At 68.0% G+C, this 17,866-nt stretch carries 14 protein-coding genes; 2 read left to right on the top strand and 12 right to left on the bottom strand.

Annotated elements, in window-relative coordinates:
• Nucleotides 1-2: 2 nt before the first annotated feature.
• From fadD32 to glf, 9 genes are all read right to left on the bottom strand, one after another.
• Nucleotides 3-1,901 (bottom strand): long-chain-fatty-acid--AMP ligase FadD32, encoded by a 1,899-nt coding sequence (gene fadD32, locus A5758_RS16705; protein ID WP_067202694.1) that lies wholly within the window; start codon nucleotides 1,899-1,901, stop codon nucleotides 3-5.
• A gap of 288 nt (nucleotides 1,902-2,189) precedes the next feature.
• A complete protein-coding gene (locus tag A5758_RS16700) occupies nucleotides 2,190-3,200 on the bottom strand; it encodes a cutinase family protein (RefSeq protein ID WP_067742084.1) in 1,011 nt (336 codons plus the stop codon).
• A 176-nt stretch (nucleotides 3,201-3,376) separates the two neighbouring features.
• Complete coding sequence (locus A5758_RS16695; protein WP_067742405.1) at nucleotides 3,377-4,279, bottom strand: esterase family protein; 903 nt, start codon at nucleotides 4,277-4,279, stop codon at nucleotides 3,377-3,379.
• A gap of 157 nt (nucleotides 4,280-4,436) precedes the next feature.
• Nucleotides 4,437-5,489, bottom strand: coding sequence for an esterase family protein (locus tag A5758_RS16690; RefSeq protein ID WP_067207837.1), 1,053 nt, complete (start codon nucleotides 5,487-5,489; stop codon nucleotides 4,437-4,439).
• Between the two features lie 327 nt (nucleotides 5,490-5,816).
• Nucleotides 5,817-7,787, bottom strand: a complete 1,971-nt coding sequence (gene aftB / locus A5758_RS16685) for a terminal beta-(1->2)-arabinofuranosyltransferase (RefSeq protein ID WP_304441257.1) — start codon at nucleotides 7,785-7,787, stop codon at nucleotides 5,817-5,819.
• Nucleotides 7,774-8,691 (bottom strand): decaprenyl-phosphate phosphoribosyltransferase, encoded by a 918-nt coding sequence (locus tag A5758_RS16680; protein ID WP_066953453.1) that lies wholly within the window; start codon nucleotides 8,689-8,691, stop codon nucleotides 7,774-7,776. The genes aftB and A5758_RS16680 overlap by 14 nt, the downstream gene beginning before the upstream one ends.
• Entirely contained in the window at nucleotides 8,684-9,223 is a 540-nt protein-coding gene (locus A5758_RS16675; RefSeq protein WP_067207843.1) for a phosphatase PAP2 family protein, read from the bottom strand. Before A5758_RS16675 ends, A5758_RS16680 begins: the two co-directional genes overlap by 8 nt.
• Nucleotides 9,216-11,111, bottom strand: coding sequence for a glycosyltransferase (locus A5758_RS16670; RefSeq protein WP_067742078.1), 1,896 nt, complete (start codon nucleotides 11,109-11,111; stop codon nucleotides 9,216-9,218). Before A5758_RS16670 ends, A5758_RS16675 begins: the two co-directional genes overlap by 8 nt.
• Nucleotides 11,111-12,355, bottom strand: a complete 1,245-nt coding sequence (gene glf, locus A5758_RS16665) for a UDP-galactopyranose mutase (RefSeq protein ID WP_067742075.1) — start codon at nucleotides 12,353-12,355, stop codon at nucleotides 11,111-11,113. The genes A5758_RS16670 and glf overlap by 1 nt, the downstream gene beginning before the upstream one ends.
• A 266-nt stretch (nucleotides 12,356-12,621) precedes the next feature.
• On the opposite strand from glf, the gene A5758_RS16660 reads away from it, so the two are divergent.
• Both A5758_RS16660 and A5758_RS16655 read left to right on the top strand, forming a co-directional pair.
• Complete coding sequence (locus A5758_RS16660) at nucleotides 12,622-13,689, top strand: PirG (RefSeq protein ID WP_197503964.1); 1,068 nt, start codon at nucleotides 12,622-12,624, stop codon at nucleotides 13,687-13,689.
• A gap of 119 nt (nucleotides 13,690-13,808) precedes the next feature.
• On the top strand, nucleotides 13,809-15,446 hold the full coding sequence (locus A5758_RS16655; RefSeq protein WP_369816454.1) for an N-acetylmuramoyl-L-alanine amidase: 1,638 nt from the start codon (nucleotides 13,809-13,811) through the stop codon (nucleotides 15,444-15,446).
• A 13-nt stretch (nucleotides 15,447-15,459) separates the two neighbouring features.
• Here the strand turns inward: A5758_RS16655 and A5758_RS16650 are convergent, their stop codons facing one another.
• Genes A5758_RS16650 through A5758_RS16640 form a run of 3 tightly spaced genes read right to left on the bottom strand, consistent with a single transcriptional unit; the run spans nucleotide 15,460 to nucleotide 17,865 of the window.
• A complete protein-coding gene (locus tag A5758_RS16650) occupies nucleotides 15,460-16,275 on the bottom strand; it encodes a Cof-type HAD-IIB family hydrolase (protein ID WP_067742066.1) in 816 nt (271 codons plus the stop codon).
• A gap of 34 nt (nucleotides 16,276-16,309) precedes the next feature.
• Entirely contained in the window at nucleotides 16,310-17,095 is a 786-nt protein-coding gene (locus tag A5758_RS16645) for a 1-acyl-sn-glycerol-3-phosphate acyltransferase (RefSeq protein WP_067742063.1), read from the bottom strand.
• 14 nt (nucleotides 17,096-17,109) lie between these two features.
• Complete coding sequence (locus A5758_RS16640) at nucleotides 17,110-17,865, bottom strand: 1-acyl-sn-glycerol-3-phosphate acyltransferase (protein ID WP_067742061.1); 756 nt, start codon at nucleotides 17,863-17,865, stop codon at nucleotides 17,110-17,112.
• Nucleotide 17,866 lies beyond the last annotated feature (1 nt).

Genomic DNA, 17,866 nt, shown 5'->3' with positions numbered 1-17,866 from the left:
ATTCAGTCTGATGTGTTGGCGAAGGCGGTCGGCGAACCGACGCCGCTGCGCAGGCTGCCGTCGAGGTAGGCGGCACGGCACGCGCGGCGCCCGATCTTGCCGCTGGAGGTGCGCGGGATCGTCCCGGCCTGCACCAGCAGCAAGTCGCGGACGGTCACGCCGTGGCGTACGGCGATCGCGGCCCGGATGTCGTCGGCGATCGGCTGGTACTCCAGCTTGTGGCTGCCGGCGGCCCGCTCGGCGACGATCACCAGCTGCTCGGAGGAGTCCTCCGCGTCGTGCTTGAGGCCGGTGTGCGGGTTGTCGAACACCACCTGCGGCAGCTCGTTGGCCGGGACCGAGAACGCGGCCACGTAGCCGGTGCGCAGGGCCCGGCTGGCTTCCTGCGCCGAGTACTCGAGGTCCTGCGGGTAGTGGTTGCGGCCGTCGATGATGACCAGGTCCTTGATGCGGCCCGCAATATAGAGGTGCCCGTTGTGGTAGGTGCCGTAGTCGCCGGTGCGAACCCACAGCCCGTCGTCCTCGGCTCCCTCGGCGTGCGACTTGCTGATGCGCGATTTGAGGATGTTGCGGAAGGTCTCCTGGGTCTCCGCCTCCTTGCCCCAGTAGCCGAGACCCAGGTTCTTGCCGTGCAGCCAGATCTCGCCGATCTGCCCGTCCGGCAGCTCGCTGGCCGTGTCGGGGTCGACGATGACGGCCCACTCGTCGACGCCGATAACGCCCGCGGAAACCTGAGCGACGGCCTTCGGAGCGTCCGCAGCCACCTCGACGAAGCGTTGCTTGTTGAGCTCGTCGCGGTCCACGTAGATGACCGTCGGCGCCTCATCCATCGGCGTGGTGGAGACGAACAGCGTCGCCTCGGCCAGGCCGTAGGAAGGCTTGATCGCGGTCTCCCGCAGGCCGTACGGCGCGAACGCCTCGTAGAACTTGCGCATCGATGCCGGCGACACCGGTTCGCTGCCGTTGAGGATCCCCTTGACGTTGCTCAGGTCAAGTGGCGGCTCGCCTTCCTTGGGCACGCCGCGGATAGCGGCGTGCTCGAACGCGAAGTTGGGCGCGACGGTGAAAAGCTCGGAGCCCGGCTCGTCGTCGGGTTTACGCGCCATCTCGCGGATCCACCGGCCGGGGCGGCGCACGAACGCGGCCGGCGTCATGAAGGTGAAGTTGTGGCCCAGCACGGGTGACAGCAGCGCCGTGATCAGGCCCATGTCGTGGAAGAACGGCAGCCAGGACAGGCCGCGGTCACCCTCCTTGCCTTCCAGCCCGTTGAGCACCTGCAGCACGTTGGTGGGCAGATTCAGGTGGCTGATCTCCACGCCGGTCGGGGTGCGGGTCGAACCGGAGGTGTACTGCAGGTAGGCGATGGTGTTCTCGTCGGCGACCGGCTCCACCCAGGTGGAGGCCACCTCGGTCGGTACCGCGTCGACGGCGATCACCCGGGGCCGCTCCTTGGCCGACCGGGCTCGAATGAACTTGCGGACCCCTTCGGCGGCCTCGGTGGTGGTCAGGATCGTCGAGGGGGTGCAGTCGTCGAGCACCGCGTGCAGGCGGCCGACGTGGCCCGGCTCGCCCGGGTCGAACAGCGGCACCGCGATCCGGCCGGCGTAGAGCGCGCCGAAGAAGGCGATCAGGTAGTCCAGGCTCTGCGGGCACAGGATGGCGATGCGGTCACCGGGCTGGGTGACCTGCTGCAGCCTGGCCCCGACCGCGCGGTTGCGGGCGCTGAAGTCGCGCCAGATGATGTCGCGGTACACCCCGTCCCGTTCGGTGGAGTAGTCGATGAACCGGTAGGCCAGCTTGTCGCCACGAACCCTCGCCCATTTCTCAACGTGCTTGACCAGGTTGGTGTTGTCCGGGAACCTGATCTTTCCATTCACGATGAACGGGTTGTGGTACACCATTCCGGTCTCCTGTCACACCTGTTGAGGTCGGCGCTACGCCGACGTCTTGTCCTCTGGTCGGCGATGCCGACGGTTTCCTTCTGTACGCGGGCCAGCCCTCGCGCTGCGCCACGGGCGCCAGCCTCCTGCTCATCACAGGCCGGCATCTACCAGGACCGGGTCCGCGACAAAGTCTTCTAGCTCTTAAATTCCTCTTAATGTTAAGGGGCGGCCCGCAGCACACCAAATCACAAGGTACCGCTGATCTGCACCGGCAGCGGGCTCCTGGCTGCTGTGTCCCGCGGCCGGTCATCCATGTTTGGGGTGCGGCGCATTATTGATCAGTCCTTGAACCCAATTCAAGGTCCAATCCGTCGCCGCCTGCCCGTCAGCGTTCCAGAACTGCGCCGTCGCGTACAGGGCGTGGATGGGCTGCCCGCCATTCCCCGCCAGGGTGCTGAGCGTGTTGGGGAGGTTGGCCACGCTGAACGCCTCCTCCGGCGCGGCGCAGATGAGGTCGCCCGGCGCGCAGATCTCGTTGGTCTTGTCGTTGAGCGCGCCGAAACCACCGGGCCGGGCCCCGGTCATGGTCAACCCCAGCCCGGACAGCACCGGCACCTCGTGCAACGTGACCTCGGCGCCCTGACCCGGCGGGTTGGGCCCGACGTCGTTGCCCACCCCGGGCTGGCGGCGACCGTCGGCGATCAACGTCACACCGAGAACCAGGTCGTCGTCGACGGGACCGCGCCCGTTGCCGATGTCGCTGGCGATGTCACCGGCGATCACCGCGCCCTGGGAGAAACCCATCAGCACGTAACTGGTGAGCGGGCACTTGGCGTTCATGTCCGTCATCGCCTGGACCGTCGCGCGGGTGCCCTCGGCGCGGCTTTCGTTGTACGACATCTGCGTGTCACCGCCGAGCGGGTTGTGGAATTGCGCGGTGTAGGGGGTGGTGTACTCCTGCACCCGGGACGTGGGGAACTGCTGGCTGATCGTCGTAGTCACCTTGTGCAGCAGCGCGTTGGGGAATTGCATCGGGTTGATCGGATCGTCCTGCGGGGCGGACTCCCAGGTGCCGGGGACGTTGACCAACTGGACGTCAGGGCACGACGCGTCCTGCGAAGCGGGCCGGGGCTTGTGCGGGTGGGTGGTCGTCGACGGCGAAGGCAGGACGCCGGGCGGCACCGCGCTGGGCGGCGACTCGCGGTTGCGCAGCAACACCACCACGGCCACGATCACCAACAACACCACGACCGCCATCGCACACGCGGCGGCCCAGGCGAGCATTCGGTGGCGCTTACGCCGGGCGTTGGTAGCCATGTTCTCCTGCTAGCCGAGTGGGTGGATCGCGACGCGGTCCTCCCGACCCCTGCCGCACACCACTACACGGTACCGGCTCCCCCGACTGGATCCGCCGGGCAGCGACCCGCAGCGCCCGGCTTCGCCGCGCTTGCGATCGCCGCTGGATCCGCCGGGCAGCGACCCGCAGCGCCCCGCTACCGAATGGCGCCGACGATGTCGCCCGACATGGCCCCCAGTTGCCCCGACCACGAGCCCCAGCCGTTGTCGCCGCCGCCCGGGAAGTCGAAGTGACCATTGTGCCCGCCGTTGCTGCGGTACTGCTGATAGAACTCCCGCGAGCTGCCCATCGCCGCGCCCGCCTGGCCGATCATGGCCGCGTCGTCGCCGCCCATATTCGTCGGGCTGTAGACCCAGACGCGAGTGTTGTTCTGCGCCAGCAACGAGGCGTGCACGTAGGGGTCGTGCCACTTCCACCGGCCCAGCTGCGGGGCGCCCCACATCCCGTTGCCGTCCACGCCGCCGAATTGCTGCAGGCCGGCCAGGATCGCGCCGTTGTAGTTGGTGCTCGACGGGTACAGGAATCCGGACAGCGAACCGGCAAAGCCGAAGCGGTCGGGGTGGAAGGCGGCCAGCGCCATCGCGCCGTAGCCACCCTGTGAAGCGCCGACGGCGGCGTGGCCACCGGGCGCCAGGCCCTTGTTGGCGGACAGCCAGTTGGGCAGCTCGCTGGACAGGAAGGTGTCCCACTGCTTGCTGCCGTCCTGCTCCCAGTTGGTGTACATGCTCCAAGCACCGCCGGCGGGCGCCACCACGGAGATGCCCTTGCCGCCCAGCGTGTTCATCGCGTTGCCCGCGGTGACCCAGTTGCTGACGTCCGGGGCCGCATTGAAGGCGTCCAGCAGATAGACCGCGTGCGGTCCGCCGCCCAGGAAGGCGACCGGGATGTCGCGGCCCATCGCCGCCGACGGCACCATCAGGCTCTCGTAACCGGCCGCCCGCGCTCGGCCGGCGGGACCGCCCGTCACCGTCACACCGATCAAGCCGACGGCCAGCACGGCCGCGGAGAACACCCGAAAAAGCGCTGACGTACCCCACACGACCCTCATGTCCACCCTCCATCGTCTAGTCGCTGTCTGCACATTAGCCAGCGCCGTAGTTCCCCCGCCCGCGGGGTAGTGAATCAAATCACACACCAAAACGACCAGCGGCGGAAACCCCGAGGGGTTTCCGCCGCCAGTCGCGTCGTTTTTGGGCTTAGGTGCCCTGGCCGCCGTTCTGACCGTTCCCGGCAGCAGCCGCGGCCGTGGCCGGCCCGGCGCCCGGGGTGGCGCCCAGGGTCGCCTGCAGGTCAGGCTTCATCGCCTGCAGCTGCGCACCCCAGTACGGCCAGTCGTGCGTGCCGTTGGCGTCGAAGTTCCACACCGCGTTGTTACCGCCGGCGGCTTTGTACGCGTCCTGGAACTTCAGGTTGCTGGTCCGCACGAAGCCCTCCAGGAACTTCGCGGGCAGGTTGTCGCCACCGAGGTCGGACGGCTTGCCGTTGCCGCAGTACACCCAGATGCGGGTGTTATTGGCGACCAGCTTGCTGACCTGCAACGACGGGTCGTTGCGCGCCCACGCCGGGTCGCTCGACGGCCCCCACATGTCGTCCTTCTTGTAGCCACCGGCGTCACCCATGGCGAGGCCGATCAGCGACGGACCCATGCCCTGCGACGGGTCCAGCAGGGCCGACAGCGAGCCGGCGTAAACGAACTGGTTCGGGTGGTACGCGGCGAGGATCAGGGCCGACGAGCCGGCCATCGACAGACCCACGGCGGCGTTGTTGGTCGACTTGACCTGCTTTTGCGCCGCGAGGTACGCCGGCAGCTCGCTGGTCAGGAAGGTCTCCCACTTGTAGGTGGTGCAGCCGGCCTTACCGCAGGCGGGCTTGTACCAGTCGGAGTAGAAGCTGGACTGGCCGCCGACCGGCATGACCACGGCAATGCCCGACTGGTTGTACCACTCGAACGCCGGGGTGTTGATGTCCCAGCCGTTGAAGTCGTCCTGGGCGCGCATACCGTCGAGCAGGTAGAGCGCGGGCGCGTTGGCCCCACCGCTTTGGAACTGAACCTTGATATCGCGGCCCATCCCTGCGGAAGGAACCTGCAGGTACTCCACCGGCAGACCGGGGCGCGAGAACGCGCCGGCGGTCGCCGAGCCCCCCACGGCGCCAATCAGGCCCGAGAGCAGGGCCGCACCAGCGGCCGCCACCACGAGCCGGCGCGGCATACCTGCCACGGCGCCGCGAAACCTGTCGACAAGCGTCATCCTTGCTTCCTCATCCTTTCGGCGCGCCCATCACCCGGACGCGTCCATGATTTGGGTCGTACTGCATGCGATCAGGCGCAGCAGTGCTCGTGTAGTCAACCACACCTGTAGCCGTCGAGTCGCATCGAGACCGCCCCGCAAAGCGTCATGCGGCGGTCGCTACCCGATGTTTTCCAGGCGAAACGCCGGCGCCTTCGGCGGCGTTTTCGCATGTGCCTGGGCACTTGTGCGAGCTGGTGAAGGACCAAATGTGATGTTGCTGGCAATCTTTCACGGGCGTGGATCGTGATCGTTTTGAGATTGGCCGAAAATTCTTCTGCGCGCGGCTTACTCGCGATGCGGCGGTGGGACCTCTTCGGGCACTGGCAGTCCGCATCTGGCAAGCTCGTAGCGCGGAACGCGGTCGATCCGGTATTTGGTGAATTCATAGGAATGCACCAGGTTGGAGAGGAATCGATGCGGGGTCATCGGTGCGCGCACCGAACTCAGCACCGACTTGGTCTCGGGGCATTGCAGGGCCGTCACCGCCTCCGCGACCCATTGCATGTCCAAGTAACCCGGAATACCGGGATACACCTTCACCCACGGTCCGTCGGCGATCACCCAATCCGGGAAGAGGTTCTTGTCGTGGCCGATGCGGCCGTGCTTCAACCGGTCCGTGTGTTGCGCAAGCGGATTCGCCAATCCGATCTGGTCGATCACCCTGACGTCGAGGCCGACGTTCATGCCCACCATGCCGAGGTTGGTGAAAAACACTGTGTGCTGCGGCTTTTGGGGGGGCTTGTCGGGGCCCGGCTGCGCCTGCGGCACCAGGTCCCACTGGATGTAGTTGCCCGACGGCAGCAGTAACGCGCCGTCCGGGGTGTTGTCGAGCGCCGTCAAGATGGCCGCCATCCGCGGATAACCCAGGTAGTCGGCGGCGGTCAGGGGATGCGCGTGCCCGGTGGCCTGCGCGTAGAAGCGCCGCTCGTCGACGATGCCGGAGTAGGTGACGTGAGTGGCGTCGTCGCCCATCCCCGGTGAATTCGCCGCCCACAGTGACCAACCCGCCACACCCAGCCAGAGCGCGCCCGCCGCGCCGGCCACCCAATAGCCCGTCTCCCGCGAATAGTCCTGGCCGTCCGGTATGGCCACCGGGATCACGGCCACCGGGGCCAGCAGGCAGAACAGCGGCGCCAGCAGCACCCGCCCGTGCATGAAGTCGCCGCCCTGCCGGATCCAGTAGAGCGCCTGCAGCAGGCCGCTCACCAGAACGAAGGCCACGACGGCCGGGGGGCTTTGGACCGCCCGGGCCAGCCGACCGTAGTCGGGCGAGAGCGCGGGGCGCAGGAACGACGGCCGTCGGCGGGCGGCGAGTAGCAGCACCCCCAGCGGAACGAGGAGCACCACCGGCACCCAGACCGCGTAGGGCGCGTCGAAATTCGACAGGTAGATCATGCCCTGGGACCACTTGTCGCCGGCCGCATCCTTGGCCAGGGCGGTGCCGGGCACCAGCAGGCCGTAATAGCCCATCCGGAAGATCTCGTAGCCCACCGGCAGCAGGCCACCGGCCACCACGATCAGCACCCGGCGCCGCCACGTCCGCGCCGCAATCAACATCATGATCAGCGCCAGCCCGCCCATCAGCGCCAGGTCGGGCCGAACCAAGACGCTGAAACCGGCCACGAACGCCAGCGCACCGATGAAGAGGTTGCGATCCGGGCGGTTGCGCACCGGCTGGGCCCAGCAGACCATCATCCACCAGAGCAACCCGAGGTAGGCCAGCGTCAGCCCACTCTCCAGCCCCGAGGTGGCGAAGTCACGGGCGGGCGGCAGCGCGACGTAGACCAACGCCCCGGCGGGCAGCATGACGGCCCTGCGGCCCCGCAGGCTGGGCGCATACAACCGGGCGGCCCCCAGCATCAGCAGCGCCACACCCAGCACCGAAAGTGTCAGGGCCAGCGCCAGCGCCACGTATTCCATGCGCATCGGCCCACCCACCCAGCTGCCGGCGTACATCAGGTAGGTCCAGGCCGTGGAGGTGTTGGCCTCCACCCGCTCGCCCTGGTTGAAGACCGGGCCGTTGCCGGCCAGCAGGTTGCGGACCGTGCGCAGCACGATCAGCCCATCGTCGGCGATCCAGCGCCGCTGCCAGGCGCCCCAGGCGAACAGGACGGCGACCACCGCCACGCTGATCCACAGGCTGACCCGGACCATGGCGGTGTAGGGGAATACGGGCCAGCCCAACCGCCTGATGACCGGCCGGCCGCGCATCATGCGCGCCTTGAGGGCCTGCAGTTCGGAGCTAGCCGAAGGCAACGGCGGCTCCAACTGTCGCGATCCACGTCACCGCCAGCAGCTGCAGCACCCGGTCCCGCAGCGCGATGTCCTCGGGCTCGCCCGCCAGCCCGCCGTCCACGTCCACCGCGTACCGCAGGATGGCGATGGTGAACGGGACCATGGACACCACGAACCAGCCCGCCGCGCCGTGCTCCCGGTCGAACGCCCACAGCCCGTAGCAGACCACCAGCGCCGTGGCCGACAACGTCCAGACGAACCGCAGATAGGTGCTGGTGTAGTTCTCCAGCGCCTTGCGGATCTTGGCGCCGGTGCGCTCGGCCAGTTGCAGCTCGGCGTACCGCTTGCCGGCCACCATGAACAGCGACCCGAACGCCATCACCAGCAAGAACCACTGGGTCAGACGGATGTCGGTGGCCGCGCCCCCGGCGATGGCCCGCAGCAAATAGGCCGACGACACGATGCAGATGTCCATCACCGCTTGGTGTTTCAGGCCATAGCAGTAGCCCAGTTGCATGGCGAGGTAGACGGCCAGCACCAGCGCCAGATTGGGGGTGATCCACCAGCCGATAACCAGTGCGGCGATTCCCAGCACCACCGCCAGGGCGTAGGCCAGCCACTCCGGCACGACGCCCGCGGCGATGGGGCGAAACCTTTTGGTGGGGTGCTCGCGGTCGGCCTCGACGTCGCGCGCGTCGTTGATCAGGTAGATCGACGACGCGGCCAGGCAGAACGCCGCGAACGCGCCCAGGGCCGGGTAGGCCTTGTCCAGCACGTCGTGCAAGTGGTAGCGGACCGGACCGCCCAATGCGGCCAGCGGCGCGGCCAGCACCAGGACGTTCTTCACCCACTGGCGCGGGCGGATCGCCTTGACCACCCCGATCACCACGTTGCCCGGGGGCCCGGTCACCACGTCCTCACTCATTCGGCCAGACCTTCCGCGCCCGGCCCTCGAGCCGGACGGTGATTCGGGCGACGATGGCTCCGAGGGCGATGCCGCACGCCACGTCGCTGGGATAGTGCACGCCCAGCAGCATCCGCGACAACGCCATCGGGGGAACCAAGACGGCGGGCAGCGGCAGACCGGTGATCCGGCCCATCAGGATGGCCGCGGCCGTCGTCGAGGTGGCATGCGCTGACGGGAAACTCAGCTGGCTGGGCGTGCCGACGTTCACCACGACGGCCGGATCGTTGGGCCGCTTACGCCGCACCACCCGCTTGACCAACACGGCGGCGACGTGCGCGGCGAACGCGCCGGTTCCGGCCATCAGCCACTCCAAGCGCCGCTTCGGCATCAGCAGCGCGCCCACCGCCGCCACGGCCAGCCAGCCGATGCTGTGCTCGCCGAAATGCGACAGACCGCGCGCGGCCGTCAGCATGCCGGGCTGGTCGGCCAAGGCCGACTGCACAGCCACCAGCGCGGCCACCTCACCGGTAGGGGGTGGCGATTCAGGCATGCTTTCGCTCGGCGTGCGCGGGTAGCAGCGCCGTCTCCCACTTCTGCTTGCTGGACAGCACGGGCAACGCATCCCGGTACGTTTTGCGCATCTCGTCGAACCGGCTCGCCAGCCGGCGCTGCCGCCGCAGCGAGGCGAACAGCAGCTGGAACATCTTGCGGCGGTCGCGCTGCCGGTAGACCACGCCGCACCCGTCGGCCGTCGTCACGGTGACGCCGTCGACGGTGCACAACCGGAACCAGCGCGCGTCCTGGGTGGGCACGTTGAACTCCGGGCGCCGGTGGGCTTCGGGGTCGGCCTTGGTTGCGTTGTGCGCGATGCCGCGGGCCAGCCGATAACCGATCGACAGCGGGTTGACCGGCGGCTTCATCGCCCTGGTCTTGTTCGACGGCGGCAGCAGTTCGCTCGCCGCCGGCAGCACCACCGCGTCCGGGTATTCCTTGCGCAGCCGATGTACCTCGGGCAGAGCGGATTCCAGGATCGAGAAGATGTGCTCGGGCCCGGCCAGGAAGTCGTCGATGGCCCTGTTCTGGATCGCCACTGTCGAATACTCAAGGCAGGCAAGGTGTTTCAGCGTCGCCTTCAGGTGACTGCGAACCAGTCCGGTGACGTCACCGTCCCAGTGCATCGCGGCGACCACCAGTCGGTTGCGCAGATGGAAGTAGGCCTGCCAGTCGATGGCGTCGTCCTTGTCGCTCCAGGCCATGTGCCAGATCGCCGCGCCCGGCAGGGTTACGGTCGGATACCCGTGCTCGCCGGCACGCAGGCCGTATTCGGCGTCGTCCCACTTGATGAACAGCGGCAGCGGCTGGCCCAGCTCCTCGGCGACCTGCCGCGGGATCATGCACGTCCACCAACCGTTGAAGTCGACGTCGATACGCCGGTGTAGCAGCGCGCTCCGAGCGTTCTTGTCGTTCAACGGGAATTGGGCGAAGTCATGGTCGTACTCCGCGTGCGGTGCGGCGGTCCACATGAAGTTCGACTGGTTGACGACCTCGCCCATGATGTGCAGGTGCGACGGCTCCTGCAGGTTGAGCATCTGGCCGCCGATGAGCATCGGCGTCTTGGCGAAGCGGTGCAACGCCAGCACCCGCAGGATGGTGTCCGGCTCGATGCGAATGTCGTCGTCCATGAACAGAATCTGTTGGCAGTCGGTGTTTTTCAGCGCTTCGTACATCACCCGGCTGTAGCCGCCGGAACCACCGAGATTGGGCTGGTCGTGCATGGACAGCCGGTTGCCCAGGCCGGCGGCGGCGGCCGGGAAGTCCGGGTGATCGCGCACTTTGCGGACGCCCTGGTCGGGGACGATCACCGCCCCAATCACCTCGTCCACCAACGGATCCGCGGTCAGGTCGGCCAGCGCGTTGACGCAGTCGGCGGGCCGATTGAACGTGGGGATGCCGACGGCGATGTTGGCCGTACCCGGGGCGGGCTCGGTCGCATACCAGCCACCGCTCACCAGGTTGACCACGGTGTCGGTGGTGATGTCGAACCAGATCCAGCCGCCGTCCTCGAACGGCTTGAGCGGCACCTCGATCTCGACGATGGCCGGTTGGTCGTCGGTACCGACGAATTGGCGGCCGTCCACGGAGATCCGCACTCCGGTGGCCTTCGTCCGGTACACGTCGACGCGGCCGGTTCCGGTCAACTCGACCCGGAGCACCACCGCGGTACAGATCGACCAGCGGCGCCAGTAGCTCGCGGGGAACGCATTGAAGTAGGTGGCGAACGACACCTCGGACTCTTTGCCGATCTCCAGCGAAGTGCGGCTGGTCGCGTGCGCCCGCCGCGCATTGGTGGTCGATTCCTCCAGATACAGCTTGCGCACGTCCAGGGGTTCACCCGGACGCGGCAGGATAATTCTGGAAAGCAGGCTTACAGCAGTCATCAGGCGCCGCTCCTCCCCCTCGCTTCGGTCTGCGTCGTCGCCGGCGCGCTTGCCCCCGCGCCTTCTTCCACCAGAGGTTTGCCGTCGCGCAGGTGCGGCGCGACGGTGTTGTCGTACATGTTCAGTGCACTGGCAATCGCCATGTGCATGTCCAGATATTGATAGGTGCCCAACCGGCCACCGAAAAGCACCTTGGCGGAGGCGGTTTCGGCCTTCGCCCGCGCTCGGTACGCCGCCAGCAGGGTGCGGTCGGCCTCGGTGTTGATCGGATAGTAGGGCTCGTCGTCGTCTTCGGCGAACCGCGAGAACTCCCGCATGATCACCGTCTTGTCGGCGGGGTAGTCACGCTCGGTGTGAAAGTGCCGGAATTCGTGGATGCGGGTGAAGGGCACGTCGGGATCGTTGTAGTTCATCACCGGCGTTCCCTGGAAATCCCCGATCGGCAACACTTCCACCTCGAAGTCCAGTGTGCGCCAACCGAGCCGGCCCTCGGCGTAGTCGAAGTAGCGGTCCAGCGGGCCGGTGTACACGACGGGCGCGTCCGGGCTTTCCGCGCGCAGCTGATCGCGAACCTCGAACCAGTCCGTGTCCAGCCGCACCTCGATGCGGTCGTCGGCGGCCATGTTCTGCAGCCACGCCGTGTAACCGTCGACCGGTAGGCCCTCATAGGCGTCGCTGAAGTACCGGTTGTCGAAGGTGTAGCGCACCGGCAGCCGGGTGATGTTGGCGGCCGGCAGTTCCTTGGGATCGGTCTGCCACTGCTTGGCGGTGTAGCCCTTGACGAACGCCTCGTACAGCGGCCGGCCGATCAGCGAGATCGCCTTCTCCTCGAGGTTTTGCGCGTCCTCGGTTTTGATCTCGGCGGCCTGCTCGGCGATCAGCCTGCGCGCTTCGTCCGGGGTGAAGTATCTGCCGAAGAACTGCGACACCAGGCCCAGCCCCATCGGGAACTGGTACGCCTGCCCGTTGTGCATCGCGAACACCCGGTGCCGGTAGTCGGTGAAGTCGGTGAACTGCCGCACGTAGTCCCAGACCCTCTTATTAGAGGTGTGGAACAGGTGGGCGCCATACTTGTGGACCTCGATGCCCGTCTGCGGCTCGGCCTCGGAATAGGCGTTGCCACCGATGTGCGGGCGGCGTTCCACGACGAGCACGCGCTTCCCGAGTTGGGTGGCTACGCGCTCGGCAATGGTCAGGCCGAAGAATCCAGAGCCGACGACGAGGAGATCGAAACGAGCGGTCATCGGTTGCTTAGGGTATCCGACCGCGTGGGCCTAACCCATCTGGCGAGGCCAGGAGTCCGCCTTCGGCCCAATGACGGCACCCGCGGGACCCCTCAGCGGGGCGATCACAGTCGGGGTCGCAATTACCTCACGATTCAATATCACCACTCTAGTCACAACAATCTCACTCGTACCATCGACTCTGTGTGGTTCTCGCCAGCTTGGTCGGCAGGCCGCACCGAAACAACACAGTTGAAGATTGAGTTGTCCAGATTGAGGAGACTTCCGTGCCGAACCGACGCCGACGCAAGCTTTCGACAGCCATGAGCGCGGTCGCCGCCGTGGCAGTGGCGAGTCCTTGCGCGTACTTCCTTGTCTACGAATCGACGGCCGGCAGCAAGCAGCCCGAGCACCACGACTTCAAGCAGGCTGCCGTGATGACCGACCTGCCCGGCGAGCTGATGGGAGCGCTGTCGCAGGGGCTGTCGCAATTCGGGATCAACCTGCCCCCGGTGCCCGCGCTGAACGGGGGCACCGCCGCCAGCACTCCCGGCCTGACCAGTCCCGGCCTGGGCACTCCAGGGCTCGGGACGCCAGGACTCACCAGTCCGGGCTTGACCAGCCCCGGTTTGACGAGCCCGGGTCTGACCAGCCCCGGCTTGACGAGCCCAGGTCTGGCAAGCCCAGGTCTGACGAGCCCAGGTCTGGCGAGCCCGGGCCTGACGCCCACGACGCCGGGACTCACCGCGCCCGGCGCGCTGCCGACCACCCCGGGCGCCGGAGTGGCGACCCCGGGCGCGGGGCTCAACCCGGCGCTTTCCAACCCCGGGCTGACCAGCCCGGCCGGGGTGCCCGGTCTGGGCGCCCCGACGGCCGCGGGTGAAGTGCCGATCACCGCTCCGGCCAGTTTGGATCCGGGCGCCGACGGCACCTACCCGATCCTCGGCGATCCGTCGTCCTTCGGCAGCGGTTCACCGCTCGGTGGCGGTGGCACCGGCCTCGGCGGGGGCAGCGGCAGCAGTGGCGGCGGCGGCCTGGTCAACGACGTGATGCAGGCGGCCAACCAGCTCGGCGCCGGTCAGGCCATCGACCTGCTCAAGGGCTTGGTGATGCCGGCGATCACGCAGGGCATGCAGCACGGCGCCGCGGGTGCACTCCCCGGTGCCGCCGGTGCCCTGCCGGGCGCCGCGGGTGCACTCCCGGGTGCCGCCGGTGCCCTGCCGGCCGCCGCGGGCGCTCTGCCCGGTGCCGCGGGTGCACTCCCGGGTGCCGCCGGTGCCCTGCCGGCCGCCGCGGGCGCTGCCGGTGCGTTGCCGGCCGCTGCGGCTGCGGCGCCGGTACTGCCCCCCGTCTAGACCTCACGGGAACCCTTCAACCAGACGGCACCGCAGATTCTTCTGCGGTGCCGTCGATTTTCGTGCCGCCCTGGTTCGTGTCGTCTCATCATTAACATTAGAAACACAAGTAACATCGTCTGGTGTCTCCCACTCGCGGGCCGACGACGTTGCTCACCGCCATCGCGGCGACCGTCGTCATCGTGTCCTGGTTGGCGGACACGACGCGCGACCGCGGCACGGCCGGCCCGCCGCCGGCCCACGGCACCCAACTGGCCGAACAGCCCTTGGTCGGGCTAGGCGGCGGCGTCACGGTTCGCGAGATCGGGCAGAGCACCCCGTTTTCCCTCGTGGCGCTCACCGGCGATCTGGCCGGCACGTCGACCCGGGTGCGAGCGAAGCGTCCCGACGGTTCGTGGGGGCCCTGGTACCAGACCGAGTACGAAACCGCGGCGCCCGACGGCGCGACGCCGGCCGGGTCGCTCGAGGGGCCGCGCGGGACCGACCCGGTGTTCGTCGGCACCACCACGACCGTCCAGATCGCGGTCACCCGTCCCATCGATGCGCCGGTGACCCAACCGCCGCCCGCGCCGCCCAACGAGACCGGCCTCGGCTACAAGCCGGCGTCCCGGGAACAACCGTTCGGGCAGAACATCTCGGCCGTCCTCATCTCCCCGCCGCAGGCGCCGGTGGAGACGCAGTGGACGCCGCCGTCGGGGGTCTTGATGCCCGGCCAGGCCCCGGCCATCATCAGCCGGGCGCAGTGGGGCGCCGACGAGTCGCTGCGTTGCGGTAGTCCGCAGTACGACAACGGGATTCGCGCCGGGGTGGTGCACCACACCGCGGGCAGCAACGACTACTCCCCGCTGGAATCGGCCGGGATCGTCAAGGCCATCTACACCTATCACAGCAAGACCCTGGGGTGGTGCGACATCGCCTACAACGCCCTGGTGGACAAGTACGGCCAGGTGTTCGAGGGCAGCGCCGGGGGGCTCACCAAAGCGGTCGAGGCCTTTCACACCGGCGGGTTCAACCGCAACACCTGGGGTGTGGCGATGATCGGCAACTTCGACGATGTACCGCCGACACCGATCCAGCTGCGCACCCTCGGCCGGCTGCTGGGCTGGCGGCTGGGCTTAGACGGCGTCGACCCCAAGGGCACGGTGGCGTTGGAGTCGGCGGGTAGCCACTACACCACCTACCCGGCCGGTTCCGTCGCGACGCTGCCCACGATCTTCACCCACCGCGACGTCGGCAACACCGACTGCCCGGGCAACGCCGCCTACGCGCTCATGGACGAAATACGCGATATCGCTTCGCATTTCAACGATCCGCCGGAGGAATTGATCAAGGCCCTGCAGGGCGGCGCGATTTACGACCACTGGCAGGCGATGGGCGGCATGAACAGCGTGCTGGGCGCGCCGACCTCCCCGGAGGACAGCGCGGAGGGTGACGCCCGGTATGTCACGTTCGCCAGGGGCGCAATGTATTGGTCGCCCGAAACCGGCGCCCAGCCGATCACCGGCGCGATCTACGACGCCTGGGCGTCGCTGAGCTACGAACGCGGTCCGCTCGGCTTGCCCACGAGCGCCGAAATCCAAGAGCCGCTACGGATTACGCAGAACTTTCAGCACGGAACGCTGAACTACGATCGGCTGACCAGCAACGTCACCGAGGTCGCGGAAGGAATCACGACGCCGCTGTCGATGGAATCCCCGAGCGGGCCGACCGTGGCGCCCGAACACTTCTCGCTGCCGGCGCACCCATCCGCCACTTAGCCGAAAAGCCTGCTCAGAGCCACCAGCGTTCTAGCACGCGTCCCACCCCGTCGTCATTGTTGCCGGTGGTGACCTCGTCGGCCGCGCCCAGCACGTCGGGATGGGCGTTGCCCATCGCCACGCCATGACCGGCCCACCGCAGCATCGGTAGGTCGTTGGGCATGTCGCCGAACGCCACCACCTCTTCGCTGGCGATCTGCAGGGGCCTGGCGATCTCGTCCACACCGGTGGCCTTGCTGGTGCCCAGCGGCACGATTTCCACCAGGCCGTTGTTGGTGGAGTAGGTGATATCGCCCTCGATGCCCACATGCTTGACCAGTTCGGCGGCCATATCGGCGCTGCGGGCGCCGTTTCGGCGGATGAGCAGCTTGATCGCCGGCGCGCTCAGCAGGTCCTCGATCGAGACCTCGGTGTTGTCCGGGTTCAGCCAGGCATGCTCGTAGCCGGGCGAGCTGATGAACTGCGGGGTCGCCGTGTCGTGGGCGCGTTCGCCGATTCGCTCGACGGCCAGGCCGGCGCCCGGGATGACGCGCGTCGCGAGCTCCGCCAGCTCGGCCAGGGTGTCCACGGGCAGCGTGCGCGCCGACAGCACCCGGTCGGCCGCGGGGTCGTAGATGACGGCACCGTTGGCGCACACCGCGATCGGTGCGAAGCCGAGCGCGTCGACGACGGGGCGGATCCAGCGTGGCGGCCGGCCGGTCGCCACGACGAAAGTCACGCCGGCGGCGACGGCGGCACGCACGGCGTCGCGGGTGCGCGGAGTGATGGTTTCGTTGTCGTCGAACAGGGTGCCGTCGACGTCGCAGGCGATGAGCGCCGGCAAAGTCATCTGACGGTTCCGCGTTCGCAGGTCGCCGGTCGGATCAATGCACTCCGCTCTGGTCCTGCCCCGGTCGGGTCACGCCGTCGGTGCCGTATTTCTGCACCCGCGCCTGCAACTCCGACAGGCGGATCGCCCGGGAATCATCCTGGGTGGGTGCGGCGCCGCCGAGCCGCCGCGGCACCCAGAACTCGCCCTCGGGGTGTGGGTACTCCTCCTGCACCCGGTACAACAGCACGTTCATCGCCTCGCGCAGCGCCGCGTTGAGCTGCTCGGGTGTGCCGTGCGGCGGCAGCGGGGGCCCGGCCGCGACGGTGATCGGAACCTTGTTGCGCCACACCTTTTTCGGATGATCCTTGGGCCAGATCCGATGGGCACCCCAGACGATGACCGGAACGATCGGGACCTGGGAGTCCAACGCCATCCGGGCCGCACCTCTCTTGAATTCCCGAAGCTCGAAACTACGGCTGATCGTGGCTTCGGGGTGCATCCCGATGAGCTCGCCCTGCCGCAGGCGCCGGGTGGCCAGCTCGAGCGCGTCGTGCCCGTTAGTGCGGTCCACCGGGATCAGCCTGGCGTGGTTGATGACGTAGTTGACCGCCTTCACGTCGGCCATTTCCGCCTTGATCATGAAGTAGGCGCGCCGGCGCCGTTCACGCACGGCAAGCAGCGTCGGCAGCCAGTCCAGGTAGCTGGTGTGGTTCTGCGCCAGCAGGGCACCGCCCCGGTCGGGAATGTTGTCCAGGCCGCGATAGGTGAACGTCGTCCCCTGCATCGCGACCATCGGCGGGACGATCCACTCGCACAGCCGGTAAAACCCCTCGGGCATGTCGCCTCCTTCGCCTACCGCGACGGCCGTCCACTGCGGCCGGCAGCCCGCGCCGCGGCTTCGTCTGCCTCCATCCGGGCAGCCTCCGCCATGGTCGGTGCACCTCCGCCCAGCCGGCGCGGTGTCCAGTACGCCCCGGGTTCGTGCGGATAATGCTGCTGCACATGGTGTAGCAGGTTGGTCATCGATTCGCGCAGGGCGGTGTCGGTCCGCCCGATGTCCTGGGCCGCCCGCACCGGCGCACCCACCTGCACGTGAATCGGCACTTTGGCCCGGCCCAGTGTATGCGGGTGGTCTTTGGTCCAGATCCGGTGCGCACCCCAGACGATCACCGGAACGATCGGGACGTCCGCGTCGATCGCCATGCGGGCGGCACCCGTCTTGAACTCCTTGAGCTCGAAGCTGCGGCTGATCGTGGCCTCCGGGTACACCCCGACCAGCTCGCCCTCGCGGAGCCGCTGCACGGCCACCGCGTACGCGCCGGCCCCCGCACCGCGGTCCACCGGAATCGTTCTGGTGTGCTTGATCAGGAAATTGACGATCTTCACCTGCTGCATCTCGGCCTTGATCATGAATCTGAGCCGGCGGCGCCGCCGGTACACGGCCAGCGCGGCGGGCAGAAAGTCGACATAGCTGGTGTGGTTGATCGCGATCACGGCGCCACCGGAGTCGGGGATGTTCTCCTCGCCGCCGTAGGAGATCCGGGTGTCGGTGGCCTGAACCGCCAGCCGGGCCAGGATCTCGAGCGTGCGAAAGACCGGCTCCACCATT

This window comes from Mycobacterium sp. 852014-50255_SCH5639931, from assembly GCF_001665605.1.
In the GTDB taxonomy this organism is placed as follows: domain Bacteria; phylum Actinomycetota; class Actinomycetes; order Mycobacteriales; family Mycobacteriaceae; genus Mycobacterium; species Mycobacterium paraffinicum.
The sequence above is the reverse complement of the archived record's forward strand: the minus strand, read 5'-3'. Positions and strand labels throughout refer to the sequence as shown.